Below are 12,837 nucleotides of genomic sequence, written 5' to 3'. Positions count from 1 at the left end.
GCCCAATCAGCCCTTCATCATGTTGACGTCTTCAACAGCGATCGAGCCGCGGTTGCGGTAGAAGACGACGAGAATTGCAAGTCCGATAGCCGCTTCCGCAGCCGCGACGGTCAGGATGAACAGGGCAAAGACCTGGCCAGTGATGTCATTCAGGAACGCCGAGAAGGCGACCATGTTGATGTTGACCGCAAGAAGAATGAGTTCGACCGACATCAGGATGACGATGACGTTCTTCCGGTTCAGGAAGATGCCGAAGACGCCCAGCGTGAACAGGATGGCGCTGACGGTGAGATAGTGGGAAATTCCGATTTCCATTTTTTGTTCCTCGATCTCGCGTCCGACTTAAATGCCCTGGCCGGGCTTGACCGTGACCACTTCGACGGCGGTCTCGGGCGTGCGGGCAACCTGCTGCGGGATGTTCTGGCGCTTGATGTTTTCGCGGTGGCGCAGGGTCAGCACGATCGCGCCGATCATGGCGACGAGCAGGACCAGGCCGGCGATCTGGAAGAAGTAGACGTAGTGCGTGTAAAGCACGTCGCCGAGCGCTGCCGTGTTCGTGCGGTCGGCGACCGCCGGGATCGGCATCGAAATCGACTTGGCGATCTCGGGCGAGAACGTCGCACCGCCAACCACGATGATGAGCTCGGCTGCAAGGATCAGACCGATCAGCGCGCCCACCGGCGCATATTCAAGCACGCCGGCCCGCAGTTCCGCGAAGTCGATGTCGAGCATCATAACCACGAACAGGAACAGCACCGCGACCGCGCCGACATAAACGACCAGCAGGATCATCGCGAGGAATTCGGCGCCAGTCAGCAGGAACAGACCTGCCGCGTTAAAGAAGGTCAGGATCAGGAACAGAACCGAATAAACCGGGTTCCTGGCCGCAATGACCATGAATGCCGACGCCACCGCGATGAAGGCAAAGAGATAGAAAAAAAGAACCTGCAGACCCATGATCGGTGCCTTCTTCGTCTTGCACGGCGTGAGGCGCTTCTGGCCCCACTCCACAGGCAAAGCCGGACACGCGTCCGGCCGTTGCCCAAACCTATGTCACATGCACCGCCCTCCCCGGGGCGGCGCTACGCTCTGGCCTCAGCGATAGGGCGAGTCCATTGCGATGTTGCGTGCGATTTCCCGTTCCCAACGGTCGCCGTTGGCGAGGAGCTTGTCCTTGTCGTAGTAAAGCTCTTCGCGCGTCTCGGTGGCGAACTCGAAGTTCGGGCCCTCGACGATGGCATCGACCGGACAGGCTTCCTGGCAGAAACCGCAATAGATGCACTTCACCATGTCGATGTCGTAGCGAACCGTACGGCGTGTGCCGTCGTTGCGGCGCGGGCCGGCTTCGATGGTGATGGCCTGTGCAGGACAGATCGCCTCGCACAGCTTGCAGGCGATGCAACGCTCTTCACCGTTCGGATAACGGCGCAGCGCATGCTCGCCGCGGAAGCGCGGGCTGACCGGTCCCTTTTCGAAGGGGTAGTTCAACGTCGCCTTCGGCTTGAAGAAATAGCGCATCGACAGAAAGAACGCGCCGACGAATTCCTTCAGGAACAGCGAGCTGACGGCTTGCGAAAGACCGGCCATCATTTACCTCCAGAGTTGCCGGCCTGGGAGCGACCGGCGGTATGCTGCCAAACGTGAGCCATCGTCATGCGGCTCCCGTCAGCTTGAGAACGAACGCAGTGATCACGACCATTGCGAGAGAGATCGGCAGGAAAACCTTCCAGCCAAGACGCATCAGCTGGTCGTAGCGGTAACGCGGCACGAAGGCCTTCACCATCGCGAACATGAAGAACACGAAGGATGCCTTCAGCACGAACCAGATGATGCCGGGTACCCAGTTGAGGAACCAGACGTCCACCGGAGGCAGCCAGCCACCGAGGAACAGGATCGTCGTCAGCGCGCACATCAGGCAGATGGCGGCATATTCGCCGAGCATGAACATCATGTAAGGCGTGGAGCCGTACTCGACCATGAAGCCGGCGACGAGTTCGGATTCCGCTTCGGGAAGGTCGAAAGGCGGGCGGTTCGTTTCGGCCAGCGCCGAAATGAAGAACACGATGAACATCGGGAACAGCGCCAGCCAATGCCAGTCGAGGAACGACGCCGGCAGGCCGAGGTTGGTGCCGATGCCGCTCGACTGCGCGTTGACGATGTCCGTCAGGTTCAGCGAGCCGACGCAGAGCAGGACGGTGACGATAACGAAGCCGATCGAGACTTCGTAGGAGACCATCTGAGCTGCGGAGCGAAGCGCGCCGAGGAAGGGATATTTGGAGTTCGACGCCCAGCCGCCCATGATGATGCCATAAACTTCGAGAGAAGATATGGCGAACACGAAGAGGATGCCGACGTTGATGTTCGCGATCACCCAGCCGGCGTTGAGCGGGATCACGGCCCAAGCGGCGAGCGCCAGCGTCACGGAGACGAGCGGGGCTAGCAGAAAGATCGCCTTGTTGGCGCCGGCCGGGATAACCGGCTCCTTGAAGACGAACTTCAAAAGGTCGGCGAAGGACTGGAAAAGTCCCCAGGGGCCCACCACATTCGGACCACGGCGGAGCTGAACTGCAGCCCAGATCTTACGGTCTGCGAGCAGGATGTAGGCGATGAAAAGCAGCAGCGCGACCAGGAGCAGCAGCGACTGGGCGACCATGATGATCGCGGGCCAGACATAGGTCGAAACGAAAGCGTCCATGATACTCTATTCCCTCGCGCTCATTCCGCCGCAGCTTTGAAATTGTTGCGTGCCAAAGCCGAGCATTCGGCCATGACGGCGGATGCGCGCGCTATCGGGTTCGTCAAATAGAAGTCTTTGACCGGAGACGCAAACACGGATTTGCCCATCTCACCGGCTTTTTGACCAAGTGCGGCAATTTCGTCGCCGTTGCCGTTCGCGATCGCGTCGATATCGGCGAAATGCGGGTGGGCCGCATAGAGCTTCGAGCGCAATTCGCCAAGCGAATCAAAGGGCAGCTTCTTGCCGAGCACGTCGGAGAGCGCGCGGATGATCGCCCAGTCCTCGCGTGCGTCGCCCGGTGCGAAGCCGGCGCGGTTGCCGACCTGAACGCGGCCTTCGGTGTTGACCCAGGTGCCGGACTTTTCGGTGTAGGTCGCGCCCGGCAGGATGATGTCGGCGGCATGTGCGCCGTTGTCGCCGTGCGAGCCGATATAAACCGTGAAGCCGGACTTGCGTTCCGCAAGGTCGATCTCGTCGGCGCCGAGCAGGAAGAGAACTTCGGAGGCGGTGACCATCTCGGCCGCCGTCTTGCCGTTCGCGCCCGGAACGAAGCCGAGGTCGAGACCACCGACGCGGGAAGCGGCCGTGTGAAGAACGGCAAAACCGTTCCACTCGGCGGTAACCGCACCGACAGCGCCTGCGAGCTTGGCGGCGGCAGAAAGAACGGCAGCGCCGCCCTCCCCTGCAACAGCACCCTGGCCGATGAGGATCATCGGGCGCTGCGCCTTCTTCAAGGTCGCTGCAAACTTGCCCTTGCCCGAGACGAGCTCGGCGAGCGTTTCGGTGCCGGCGCCGAGATACTCGTATTCGTAACGCAGTTCGCCCGGCTCGCCGATCACGGCGATCGGGAAGTTGCCCATGCGGTAGCGCTTGCGGATGCGAGCGTTGAGAACCGAAGCCTCAAAGCGCGGATTGGAGCCGATGATCAGCAGCGCGTCAGCGCTTTCGATGCCAGCGATCGTCGGGTTGAAGAGGTAGCTGGAGCGGCCGAGCGACGGGTCGAGTGCGGCACCATCCTGGCGGCAGTCGACACTCTCGGAGCCGAGCGCTGCGATCAGCTGCTTCAGCGCGTACATTTCTTCGACCGAAGCGAGGTCGCCGGCAATGGCGCCGATCTTGTCGCCGGAAGTCTGGGCGACGGCAGCCTTGACCGCCTGGAAGGCTTCGCCCCACGTTGCCGGCTGCAGACGGCCGTCCTTCTTGACGTATGGACGATCGAGGCGCTGCGTCTTCAGGCCATCCCAGATGAAGCGGCTCTTGTCGGAGATCCACTCTTCGTTGATGTCCTCATTGACGCGCGGCATAATGCGCATGACTTCGCGGCCGCGGGTATCGACGCGGATCGCCGAACCGAGCGCGTCCATCACGTCGATGGATTCGGTCTTGTTCAGCTCCCACGGACGGGCGGTGAAGGCAAACGGCTTCGAGGTCAGCGCACCGACCGGGCAGAGGTCAACGACGTTGCCCTGCAGCTCGGAGGTCATCGCCTGCTCGAGATAGGTGGTGATCTCGGCGTCTTCGCCGCGGCCGATCAGGCCAAGTTCGGCAATGCCGGCAACTTCGGTCGTGAAGCGAACGCAGCGCGTGCAGTGAATGCAGCGGTTCATCACGGTCTTGACGAGCGGGCCGATATACTTGTCTTCGACGGCGCGCTTGTTTTCCTGGTAGCGCGAGCTGTCGATACCGAAGGCCATGGCCTGGTCCTGCAAGTCGCATTCGCCGCCCTGGTCACAGATCGGGCAGTCGAGCGGATGGTTGATCAGCAGGAATTCCATCACGCCTTCGCGCGCCTTCTTGACCATCGGCGTGGTCGTGAAGACTTCCGGCGCTTCGCCGTTCGGGCCCGGACGGAGGTCGCGCACGCCCATGGCGCAGGAAGCGGCGGGCTTGGGCGGCCCTCCCTTCACCTCGATCAGACACATGCGGCAGTTGCCGGCGACCGAAAGCCGCTCGTGGAAACAGAAGCGCGGAACTTCAGCCCCGGCCTCTTCGCACGCCTGAAGCAGCGTGAAATGATCCGGTACCTCGATCTCTTTTCCGTCGACTTTCAGCTTTGCCATCTTCGTACTCAATCCTGTCTTCCGTCCGTCGGCCCATCGGCGACGCACAATTCCAACACAGCCTTGCTGCTTGCGGGCGATGGCCGTCCCCGGTCCCCGCCCTGTTGTCTCAAGCGCCTTTCAGCGCCTTGGCCTGTCCAACCCAATCGTCCCGCTTGATCCGCCCGCCGAAACCGAGTTCGTCGTCGAAGCGGGCGACATCCGCCTCGCTCCAACCGGCGATGTCGGCAAAGCCGCTGATGCCCTTCGCGTTCAGCACCTGCTCGAGCTTCGGGCCGATGCCGGAGATCCGCTTGAGGTCGTCGGCGGCTTTCGCCTTGGCGCGCGTCGCGCGAACCTTGACCACCTTTTGAGTGGCAACCTTCTCGACCACCGGCTTTGCGGCTGCGCGCTTGGCAGGCGCGGACGGCTTGGCGACCGGTTCCGGCTTTGCGTCGGCCTGCACTGTCTTTGCGACAACGGCAGTCGTCGTGTCAGACGCTGCGGGCTCTGCCCGCTTCTGCGCCGCCTCGACGGCCCCTTGCATCGCGCCGATCATGGCGCCTGCAATCTGGGTCGTGAGACCGAAGCCGATCGCGGTCGCTGCTGCAACTGCGGCTGCCGGGTGAACCATCAGCGGATGCAGCGGCACCTGTGAAAGGCCCTTCATCCATTCGCCCATGCCGAACGGGTCGGCCGGATCGCCGCCAAGCGGACGTGCGAACGGAATGCCTGCTTCGGCCTGTCCCTTCATCTGTCCCTCTTCGCGTGCGCCGGCCATCGTCGGGTTACTCCGCCGCTTCCAGAACCGCGCCATGCGACGACGCATTGCGCGTATATTCGTCGATGCGCTTTTCCATTTCCGGACGGAAATGCTTGATCAGGCCCTGAATCGGCCAGGCAGCTGCGTCGCCGAGGGCGCAGATCGTGTGGCCTTCCACCTGCTTGGTGACGTCGAACAGCATGTCGATTTCGCGCTTCTGGGCGCGGCCCTGAACCATGCGTTCCATGACGCGCATCATCCAGCCGGTGCCTTCGCGGCACGGCGTGCACTGACCGCAGCTCTCGTGCTTGTAGAAGGCCGAGAGACGCCAGATCGCCTTGATGATGTCGGTCGACCTGTCCATCACGATGACGGCGGCGGTTCCAAGACTGGAACCGACCTCGCGCAGACCGTCGAAATCCATGATCGCGTCCTTCATCTGCGCGCCGGGCACGCAAGGAACGGACGAACCGCCGGGAATGACGGCAAGCAGGTTGTCCCAGCCGCCGCGGATGCCGCCACAGTGCTTTTCGATCAGCTCATGGAACGGGATCGACATCGCGTCTTCGACCGTGCACGGGCGGTTGACGTGACCGGAGACCGAATAGAGCTTGGTGCCGTGGTTGTTCGGCCGGCCGAAGCTCGTGTACCAGCCGGCGCCGCGGCGCAGGATGGTCGGGGTGACCGCGATCGACTCGACGTTGTTGACGGTCGTCGGGCAGCCGTAGAGGCCCATGTTGGCCGGGAACGGCGGCTTCAGGCGCGGCTGGCCTTTCTTGCCTTCAAGGCTTTCGAGCAGCGCCGTCTCTTCGCCACAGATGTAGGCGCCGGCACCATGGTGCACGTAGATGTCGATGTCGTAGCCGAGCTTGTTGTTCTTGCCGAGCAGGCCATAGGCGTAGCACTCGTCGATCGCCGCCTGCAGCGCCTCGCGCTCGCGAACGAATTCGCCGCGGACGTAGATGTAGGCGACATGGGCACCCATGGCGAAGCTGGCGATGACGCAGCCTTCGATCAGCGTATGCGGATCGTGACGCATGATGTCACGGTCCTTGCAGGTGCCGGGCTCGGACTCGTCGGCATTGACGACGAGGTAATGCGGACGGCCGTCGCTTTCCTTCGGCATGAAGGACCACTTGAGGCCCGTCGGGAAGCCGGCGCCGCCACGACCGCGAAGGCCGGAAGCCTTCACTTCGTTGACGATCCAGTCACGGCCCTTTTCGAGCAGCTGCTTGGTGCCGTCCCAGTGGCCGCGCGCCATGGCGCCCTTCAGGGACTTGTCCTTGAGGCCGTAGATATTGGTAAAGATGCGGTCTTCATCTCTGAGCATAATTCACCTCTTTACCGCGGCTTCTTGCCGAAGACCTTGATGTATTCGGCTTCGCCGCCCTTGGCGAGCGCCTTGGCCTGCTTGACCCAGTCGTCGCGTTCGATGCGGCCCTTGAAATTCAGGTATCCGTCGACCCACTCGCGCTCCGCCTTCTTCCACGAAGCAACTTGCGCGTAGGTGTAGATGCCCAGTTCGTTGAGCGTACCCTCGATCTTCGGACCGACGCCCGAGATCAGCTTGAGGTCGTCGGTCGCTTCCGGCTTCTCGATGCCGGCCGGACGGTTCTTGTCCTCCAGCGACGGCTTGCCGGAGACGGCAGCAGCCTTGGCCGGCTTCGACTTGTCGACAGTGTCGCCTTCCACCTTGGCGTTGGCAGCGGCTTCCGCCTTTGCCGTCGCCGGGGTCTTCAGCGATGCGTCGGTCACGGCCGACGCGGTCTTGGCGCGGCCGGCATTCGACGGCGGCACGGAGACGGCCGGAGCATCGCTCACCTTCTTGGCGGCGCTGGCCGCAGCCTTGGCCGGAGCCGCATCCGCAAGCATGAGGGTCGTCGGGCCGCCTTCCGGAGCCGAATAGATGCGATCGATCTGCGGACCGGGGGTGACTTCAGCACCCTTGCCTGCTTCGAAACGGTCGATGATCTGCTCGAGCTGCTCGGGCGTCAGGTCTTCGAAGGTGTCCTTGAAGATCATGACCATCGGCGCGTTGACGCAGGCGCCCTGACATTCGACTTCTTCCCAGGAAAGCGTGCCACTCTCGTTCAGGGTGAAGGGATCATGGGCAATCTTGCTCTTGCAAACCTTGATCAGGTCTTCGGCACCACGCAGCATGCAGGGCGTCGTACCGCAAACCTGGATGTGGGCGCGCGTGCCGACCGGCTTCAACTGGAACTGGGTGTAGAAGGTCGCAACTTCGAGCGCGCGGATGTACGGCATGCCGAGCATGTCCGCGATCGACTCGATGGCGGCCTTCGTGACCCAGCCGTCCTGGTCCTGAGCGCGCATCAACAACGGGATGACGGCAGACTGCTCACGACCCTTGGGGTACTTATTGATCGTTTCCTTCGCCCAGGCGGCGTTCTCCTTGCTGAAGGCAAAGCTCGCTGGCTGGACGGTGTCTTCGGCTAGTCGACGAACGGACATTCTAGTGGACACCTTATCAGTTAATCGAACCGCACCGCGATTTCGTCACCGAGACGAACTCACAGGCATAGGCTGACTGGTCTTTCTGCAAAAATACGATGTAGCGCGTGCCATTGGCGACCGCGGCCTTGATCTCGTAGCCCTTGGCAACGAGATCGGCCATCGAGCCCCCGCGCATGCCGCCCGACGTCGCGCCGCTTTCGACCTGCTCCTGCGCAGAAACGGTCGATGCAAGCGCGAGAAGAGCGAGCGTGGCCAGGGGCGCGAGACGCATCAGCGGTCCACCTCACCGAACACGATATCGAGGGAGCCCAGCACGGCCGAAACGTCGGCAAGCTGGTGTCCCCGACAGAGGAAATCCATCGCCTGCAGATGCGCATAACCTGGGGCACGGATCTTGCAGCGATAGGGCTTGTTGGTGCCGTCGGAGACGAGATAGACGCCGAATTCGCCCTTCGGCGCTTCGACGGCGGCGTAAACTTCGCCGGCCGGCACGTGGTAGCCTTCGGTATAGAGCTTGAAGTGGTGGATGAGCGCTTCCATCGAACGCTTCATCTCGCCGCGCTTCGGCGGAACGATCTTGCCGTCGAGCGACGAAACCGGACCGACCTTGGCATCGCCGAGCAGACGATCGACGCACTGGCGCATGATGCGAGCCGACTGGCGCATTTCGATCATACGGATCAGATAACGGTCGAAGCAGTCGCCGTTCTTGCCGATCGGGATATCGAACTCGAGATCCGAATAGCACTCGTAGGGCTGCGAACGACGCAGGTCCCAGGCAGCGCCCGAGCCACGCACCATCACGCCCGAGAAGCCCCAGGCCCAGGCATCGTCGAGCTTGACGACGCCAATGTCGACGTTGCGCTGCTTGAAGATGCGGTTGCCGGTCAAGAGTTCGTCGATGTCGTCGACGGTCTTCAGGAACGGATCGATCCACTTGCCGATGTCTTCGACGAGTTCGTGCGGCAGGTCCTGATGGACGCCGCCCGGACGGAAGTAGGCCGAGTGCATGCGCGCGCCGCAGGCACGCTCGTAGAACACCATCAGCTTTTCGCGCTCTTCAAAGCCCCAGAGCGGCGGCGTCAGCGCGCCGACGTCCATGGCCTGAGTCGTGACGTTCAGAAGATGCGAGAGGATGCGGCCGATTTCCGAATAGAGGACGCGGATGAGCTGGCCGCGGATCGGAACTTCGGTCGCCGTCAGCTTCTCGATCGCCAGCGCGTAGGCATGCTCCTGGTTCATCGGCGCCACGTAGTCGAGGCGGTCGAAATAGGGCACGGCCTGCAGGTAGGTCTTGGTCTCGATCAGCTTTTCGGTACCGCGATGCAGCAGGCCGATATGCGGATCGACGCGCTCGACGATTTCGCCATCAAGCTCGAGCACCAGACGAAGAACGCCGTGCGCCGCCGGATGCTGCGGACCAAAGTTGATGTTGAAGTTGCGGACGTTATGTTCGGTCATACCGATTGCTCCAGGTCGGACGGCAGCCGTTCACCGGCTACCGCGGACCACTTAGTCTCACCGTGCTTTCGCCTTCTCGTCGCCGGGCAGCACGTAGTCCGTGCCTTCCCAGGGAGAGAGGAAGTCGAAGTTGCGGAATTCCTGCTTCAGTTCGACGGGTTCGTAGACGACGCGCTTTGCTTCGTCATCGTAACGCACCTCGACAAAACCGGTGACCGGGAAGTCCTTGCGCAGCGGATGTCCTTCGAAACCGTAGTCCGTCAGGATGCGACGCAGGTCAGGATGGCCGGTAAACAGGATGCCGTACATATCGTAGGCTTCGCGCTCGAACCAGTCGGCACCGGGATAGACCGGCGTTGCCGACGGAACCGGCTCGTTCTCGCCGGTTGCGACCTTGACGCGCACGCGCAGGTTCTGGCGCGGCGACAAGAGATGATAGACAACGTCGAAACGGTCCGGCCGCTGCGGCCAGTCGACGCCGCAGACATCGACGAAATTGACGAAGGCGCACTGCACATCGTCACGAAGGAACGTAAGCAGCGCGATCAGGTTCGCCGACGTCGTCGTCAGCGTCAGCTCGCCATAGGCCAGCGATGCGTCGGAGATCAGCGCACCGCGCGTTTCGCGCAGGTAGGACGCAAGCTCATTCAGGGCTTCACTCATATCAAAGATCCCCTGCCCTTAGCGCTCGATCGTGCCGGTCCGGCGGATCTTCTTCTGCAGCAGGAGCACGCCGTAAAGCAGCGCTTCTGCCGTGGGAGGACAGCCTGGCACGTAGATGTCGACGGGAACGACGCGGTCGCAACCGCGAACAACCGAATAGGAATAGTGGTAGTAGCCGCCGCCATTGGCGCACGAACCCATCGAGATGACGTAACGCGGCTCCGGCATCTGGTCATAGACCTTGCGGAGCGCAGGCGCCATCTTGTTGGTCAGCGTGCCGGCGACGATCATGACGTCGGACTGGCGCGGCGAGGCGCGCGGCGCAAAACCGAAGCGTTCGGCGTCGTAGCGCGGCATCGACATCTGCATCATTTCGACCGCGCAGCAGGCGAGACCGAAGGTCATCCACATCAGCGAACCGGTACGGGCCCAATTGATGAGCTCGTCGGTCGAGGTGACCAGAAAACCCTTGTCGGCGAGCTCATTGTTGATCTCGCCGAAGAATGCATCATTGCTGCCAATCGGCTTGCCGGTGGAGGGATCGATGATCCCTTTCGGCTTGGGCGCAACGAGCGTGGTGCCGGAGGTCAGTTCCATTCCAGCGCTCCCTTCTTCCATTCATAGATAAAGCCGATCGTCAGCACACCGAGGAACACCATCATCGACCAGAAGCCGAACCAGCCCAATTCATGGAACGAAACCGCCCAAGGAAAGAGGAAGGCAACTTCGAGGTCGAAGATGATGAAGAGGATCGACACGAGATAGAAGCGGATGTCGAACTTCATGCGGGCGTCGTCGAACGCATTGAAGCCGCACTCGTAGGCCGACAGCTTTTCCGAATCAGGAGCCTTGAAGGCGACGGCGAAGGGAGCAATCAGAAGCGCCACACCGATCACCAATGCGATTCCAATGAAAATCGCGATCGGAACGTAGGAACCGAGAAGTTCAGTCATTGTTATCCGTCCCTGCCTGCGGGAGGGCGCATGGGAGAGCGCCAGAACAACAAATCTCGCAGGCCGAAAAATATGTTGCAACGCCGGAGTGGTTAGCGCAGCCCGCGCCGTCGCGCAAGCCTTGAGGGGCCATTTAAACCGCTTCGCAACACAGGATCGGACGGGTGATACCGACAAAGCGCGGATTCGCAGGCCGACGCGAACTTTACGGTAAAACAAAGCGAGACGAGACAGATTGCCGCAGCGCACAATCCGGCCCCAGGGCCGACGCAATTCGCAGTAAGGACGGAGAGAAGAAATGGCGCGAGTGACGGGGCTCGAACCCGCGACCTCCGGCGTGACAGGCCGGCACTCTAACCGACTGAGCTACACCCGCGCATGATGACCGCGAACGGTCATTAGTACCACCATCGGCCCTCGTTGAGAACACCTAGGCAAATCCAGATCAAGAGTGGCGCGAGTGACGGGGCTCGAACCCGCGACCTCCGGCGTGACAGGCCGGCACTCTAACCGACTGAGCTACACCCGCATCATCTTGACTTGGTTGAGGCGTTTCCGCCCCGCATCGAGCAGCAGCGCCGTTCGATGAGCGGCTAACTAAGCGGTTCGGATTGGGGTGTCAAGCGTGTTTGAAGACAAATCCGTGACGGAGTGAAAATTGATCCACAGGGCGATAAAAGGATCGAAATCGGAATGGACCAATGGCGCCTGCCGCCACCGGCCCGTCGTCACCTATCCCAACACGCACTCGTCGATGCGCGTACACGGAGGCTGATTCCGGATTGCCTCCCCTCCCTCCCCCGTTCGCCGTTACCGAGGCACCGTCCGCGCATTTTGTCCACAAGCACGAAGCCCGCAGTTTCAGGGTGTCGCGCAACCGCCAACAAAAAAAATCATAAAAACGATACAAATGCTCTTGCGGTTTTTTTCGGTTACGCCTAGATCACGGCCACCGACGCGGCGGACTGATCCGGTCCAAACGCGGAAGGGCGATTAGCTCAGTTGGTAGAGCGCCTCGTTTACACCGAGGATGTCGGGAGTTCGAGTCTCTCATCGCCCACCATTTTCTCCCACAGAAAATCATCACCAAATCTGCTCAAATTGCTGTTCGCGTTATCGCGTGCCGTTTGCGATAGGCCTGCCGCTTCGAATTGCTTTGGCTTTAGAGCTCAGCCGTCAACGGTCGGGAATCAGGGATTCGACGGCCTCGATCGCGATACCCGCCACCGTCAGCCTCGCCGGAGCAGCAAACCCGCCAAATCCCAACGTATCGATAGGCCCACCGGTGCTACCCGCCGCGATACTGCTCGTCGCTGACATGCTCCAGCCAATCCACAGCCTTGCCGTCGAGCGCTTCCTGAATCGCAAGATGCACCATGGCCGTATCGGGTGCTGCACCGTGCCAGTGCTTTTCGCCCGGCGGGAACCAGACGACATCGCCCATACGAATCTCTTGCACAGGGCCACCCCAGCTTTGCACGAGACCACGGCCGGCGGTGACAACCAGGGTCTGGCCGAGCGGGTGCGTATGCCAGGCCGTCCGAGCGCCGGGCTCGAAGGTGACGCTGACAGCGCGGACGCGCGCCGGGTCTGCGGCCTCGATCACCGGGTCCTGGCGTACCGTGCCGGTGAAGTATTCCGCCGGGGCGCGCATCGAAGGTCTCGATCCACCGGGTATGATGTCCATATCTCGTTCCTCCGATTTTCGTGTGTGGCGCTCGTCGTCAGCGAAAGTGCGCTACGGCC

At 61.7% G+C, this 12,837-nt stretch carries 14 protein-coding genes and 3 tRNA genes; 1 reads left to right on the top strand and 16 read right to left on the bottom strand.

Going from position 1 to position 12,837, the window contains the following annotated elements; genetic code table 11:
• Window positions 1-6: 6 nt before the first annotated feature.
• The 15 genes from nuoK to IB279_RS06790 all read right to left on the bottom strand — a co-directional run bounded on the left by nuoK (window position 7) and on the right by IB279_RS06790 (window position 11,620).
• Window positions 7-315, bottom strand: a complete 309-nt coding sequence (gene nuoK / locus IB279_RS06860) for an NADH-quinone oxidoreductase subunit NuoK (RefSeq protein ID WP_034803568.1) — start codon at window positions 313-315, stop codon at window positions 7-9.
• A gap of 27 nt (window positions 316-342) precedes the next feature.
• Window positions 343-957 (bottom strand): NADH-quinone oxidoreductase subunit J, encoded by a 615-nt coding sequence (locus tag IB279_RS06855; RefSeq protein ID WP_034804235.1) that lies wholly within the window; start codon window positions 955-957, stop codon window positions 343-345.
• A 138-nt stretch (window positions 958-1,095) separates the two neighbouring features.
• Window positions 1,096-1,587, bottom strand: a complete 492-nt coding sequence (gene nuoI / locus IB279_RS06850) for an NADH-quinone oxidoreductase subunit NuoI (protein WP_025426590.1) — start codon at window positions 1,585-1,587, stop codon at window positions 1,096-1,098.
• A gap of 64 nt (window positions 1,588-1,651) precedes the next feature.
• Entirely contained in the window at window positions 1,652-2,695 is a 1,044-nt protein-coding gene (gene nuoH, locus IB279_RS06845; RefSeq protein ID WP_034803570.1) for an NADH-quinone oxidoreductase subunit NuoH, read from the bottom strand.
• 20 nt (window positions 2,696-2,715) lie between these two features.
• Entirely contained in the window at window positions 2,716-4,797 is a 2,082-nt protein-coding gene (gene nuoG, locus IB279_RS06840) for an NADH-quinone oxidoreductase subunit NuoG (RefSeq protein ID WP_113188304.1), read from the bottom strand.
• A 109-nt stretch (window positions 4,798-4,906) separates the two neighbouring features.
• The gene (locus IB279_RS06835) at window positions 4,907-5,557 is read right to left on the bottom strand and encodes an NADH:ubiquinone oxidoreductase (protein WP_060606597.1); all 651 of its coding nucleotides are present in this window, start codon (window positions 5,555-5,557) and stop codon (window positions 4,907-4,909) included.
• A 7-nt stretch (window positions 5,558-5,564) separates the two neighbouring features.
• Window positions 5,565-6,869, bottom strand: coding sequence for an NADH-quinone oxidoreductase subunit NuoF (gene nuoF / locus IB279_RS06830; protein WP_057252325.1), 1,305 nt, complete (start codon window positions 6,867-6,869; stop codon window positions 5,565-5,567).
• Window positions 6,870-6,880: 11 nt separating this feature from the next.
• Complete coding sequence (locus IB279_RS06825) at window positions 6,881-8,011, bottom strand: NADH-quinone oxidoreductase subunit E (RefSeq protein WP_113188303.1); 1,131 nt, start codon at window positions 8,009-8,011, stop codon at window positions 6,881-6,883.
• A gap of 16 nt (window positions 8,012-8,027) precedes the next feature.
• Window positions 8,028-8,285, bottom strand: coding sequence for a hypothetical protein (locus IB279_RS06820; protein ID WP_034803583.1), 258 nt, complete (start codon window positions 8,283-8,285; stop codon window positions 8,028-8,030).
• Window positions 8,285-9,475 (bottom strand): NADH-quinone oxidoreductase subunit D, encoded by a 1,191-nt coding sequence (locus tag IB279_RS06815; RefSeq protein WP_060522193.1) that lies wholly within the window; start codon window positions 9,473-9,475, stop codon window positions 8,285-8,287. The genes IB279_RS06820 and IB279_RS06815 overlap by 1 nt, the downstream gene beginning before the upstream one ends.
• 57 nt (window positions 9,476-9,532) lie before the next feature.
• On the bottom strand, window positions 9,533-10,138 hold the full coding sequence (locus IB279_RS06810) for an NADH-quinone oxidoreductase subunit C (protein ID WP_034803588.1): 606 nt from the start codon (window positions 10,136-10,138) through the stop codon (window positions 9,533-9,535).
• A gap of 18 nt (window positions 10,139-10,156) precedes the next feature.
• Window positions 10,157-10,735, bottom strand: a complete 579-nt coding sequence (locus tag IB279_RS06805; RefSeq protein WP_034803591.1) for an NADH-quinone oxidoreductase subunit B family protein — start codon at window positions 10,733-10,735, stop codon at window positions 10,157-10,159.
• The gene (locus tag IB279_RS06800; protein ID WP_034803593.1) at window positions 10,726-11,091 is read right to left on the bottom strand and encodes an NADH-quinone oxidoreductase subunit A; all 366 of its coding nucleotides are present in this window, start codon (window positions 11,089-11,091) and stop codon (window positions 10,726-10,728) included. The genes IB279_RS06805 and IB279_RS06800 overlap by 10 nt, the downstream gene beginning before the upstream one ends.
• 299 nt (window positions 11,092-11,390) lie before the next feature.
• Window positions 11,391-11,467: transfer RNA gene (locus IB279_RS06795), tRNA-Asp, on the bottom strand.
• Between the two features lie 76 nt (window positions 11,468-11,543).
• Window positions 11,544-11,620: transfer RNA gene (locus tag IB279_RS06790), tRNA-Asp, on the bottom strand.
• Between the two features lie 458 nt (window positions 11,621-12,078).
• Here IB279_RS06790 and IB279_RS06785 point away from each other — a divergent pair.
• Window positions 12,079-12,154, top strand: a tRNA-Val gene (locus tag IB279_RS06785).
• A gap of 225 nt (window positions 12,155-12,379) precedes the next feature.
• Here the strand turns inward: IB279_RS06785 and IB279_RS06780 are convergent.
• Complete coding sequence (locus IB279_RS06780) at window positions 12,380-12,778, bottom strand: cupin domain-containing protein (RefSeq protein WP_034803594.1); 399 nt, start codon at window positions 12,776-12,778, stop codon at window positions 12,380-12,382.
• Window positions 12,779-12,837 lie beyond the last annotated feature (59 nt).

Origin of the sequence: Ensifer sp. ENS06 (assembly GCF_014852205.1) — a bacterium.
In the GTDB taxonomy this organism is placed as follows: Bacteria; Pseudomonadota; Alphaproteobacteria; order Rhizobiales; family Rhizobiaceae; genus Ensifer; species Ensifer adhaerens.
Note: the sequence above shows the minus strand (reverse complement) of the source record. Positions and strands in the feature narration are given on the sequence as shown.

What these genes read in the sequence shown, in the direction of transcription:
- IB279_RS06825 (WP_113188303.1), bottom strand. Translation starts at nt 8,011, where the DNA reads ATGTCCGTTCGTCGACTAGCCGAAGACACCGTCCAGCCAGCGAGCTTT.
- IB279_RS06780 (WP_034803594.1), bottom strand. Translation starts at nt 12,778, where the DNA reads ATGGACATCATACCCGGTGGATCGAGACCTTCGATGCGCGCCCCGGCG.
- nuoG (WP_113188304.1), bottom strand. Translation starts at nt 4,797, where the DNA reads ATGGCAAAGCTGAAAGTCGACGGAAAAGAGATCGAGGTACCGGATCAT.
- IB279_RS06855 (WP_034804235.1), bottom strand. Translation starts at nt 957, where the DNA reads ATGGGTCTGCAGGTTCTTTTTTTCTATCTCTTTGCCTTCATCGCGGTG.
- IB279_RS06815 (WP_060522193.1), bottom strand. Translation starts at nt 9,475, where the DNA reads ATGACCGAACATAACGTCCGCAACTTCAACATCAACTTTGGTCCGCAG.
- IB279_RS06810 (WP_034803588.1), bottom strand. Translation starts at nt 10,138, where the DNA reads ATGAGTGAAGCCCTGAATGAGCTTGCGTCCTACCTGCGCGAAACGCGC.
- nuoF (WP_057252325.1), bottom strand. Translation starts at nt 6,869, where the DNA reads ATGCTCAGAGATGAAGACCGCATCTTTACCAATATCTACGGCCTCAAG.
- IB279_RS06835 (WP_060606597.1), bottom strand. Translation starts at nt 5,557, where the DNA reads ATGGCCGGCGCACGCGAAGAGGGACAGATGAAGGGACAGGCCGAAGCA.
- IB279_RS06820 (WP_034803583.1), bottom strand. Translation starts at nt 8,285, where the DNA reads ATGCGTCTCGCGCCCCTGGCCACGCTCGCTCTTCTCGCGCTTGCATCG.
- IB279_RS06800 (WP_034803593.1), bottom strand. Translation starts at nt 11,091, where the DNA reads ATGACTGAACTTCTCGGTTCCTACGTTCCGATCGCGATTTTCATTGGA.
- nuoI (WP_025426590.1), bottom strand. Translation starts at nt 1,587, where the DNA reads ATGGCCGGTCTTTCGCAAGCCGTCAGCTCGCTGTTCCTGAAGGAATTC.
- IB279_RS06805 (WP_034803591.1), bottom strand. Translation starts at nt 10,735, where the DNA reads ATGGAACTGACCTCCGGCACCACGCTCGTTGCGCCCAAGCCGAAAGGG.
- nuoK (WP_034803568.1), bottom strand. Translation starts at nt 315, where the DNA reads ATGGAAATCGGAATTTCCCACTATCTCACCGTCAGCGCCATCCTGTTC.
- nuoH (WP_034803570.1), bottom strand. Translation starts at nt 2,695, where the DNA reads ATGGACGCTTTCGTTTCGACCTATGTCTGGCCCGCGATCATCATGGTC.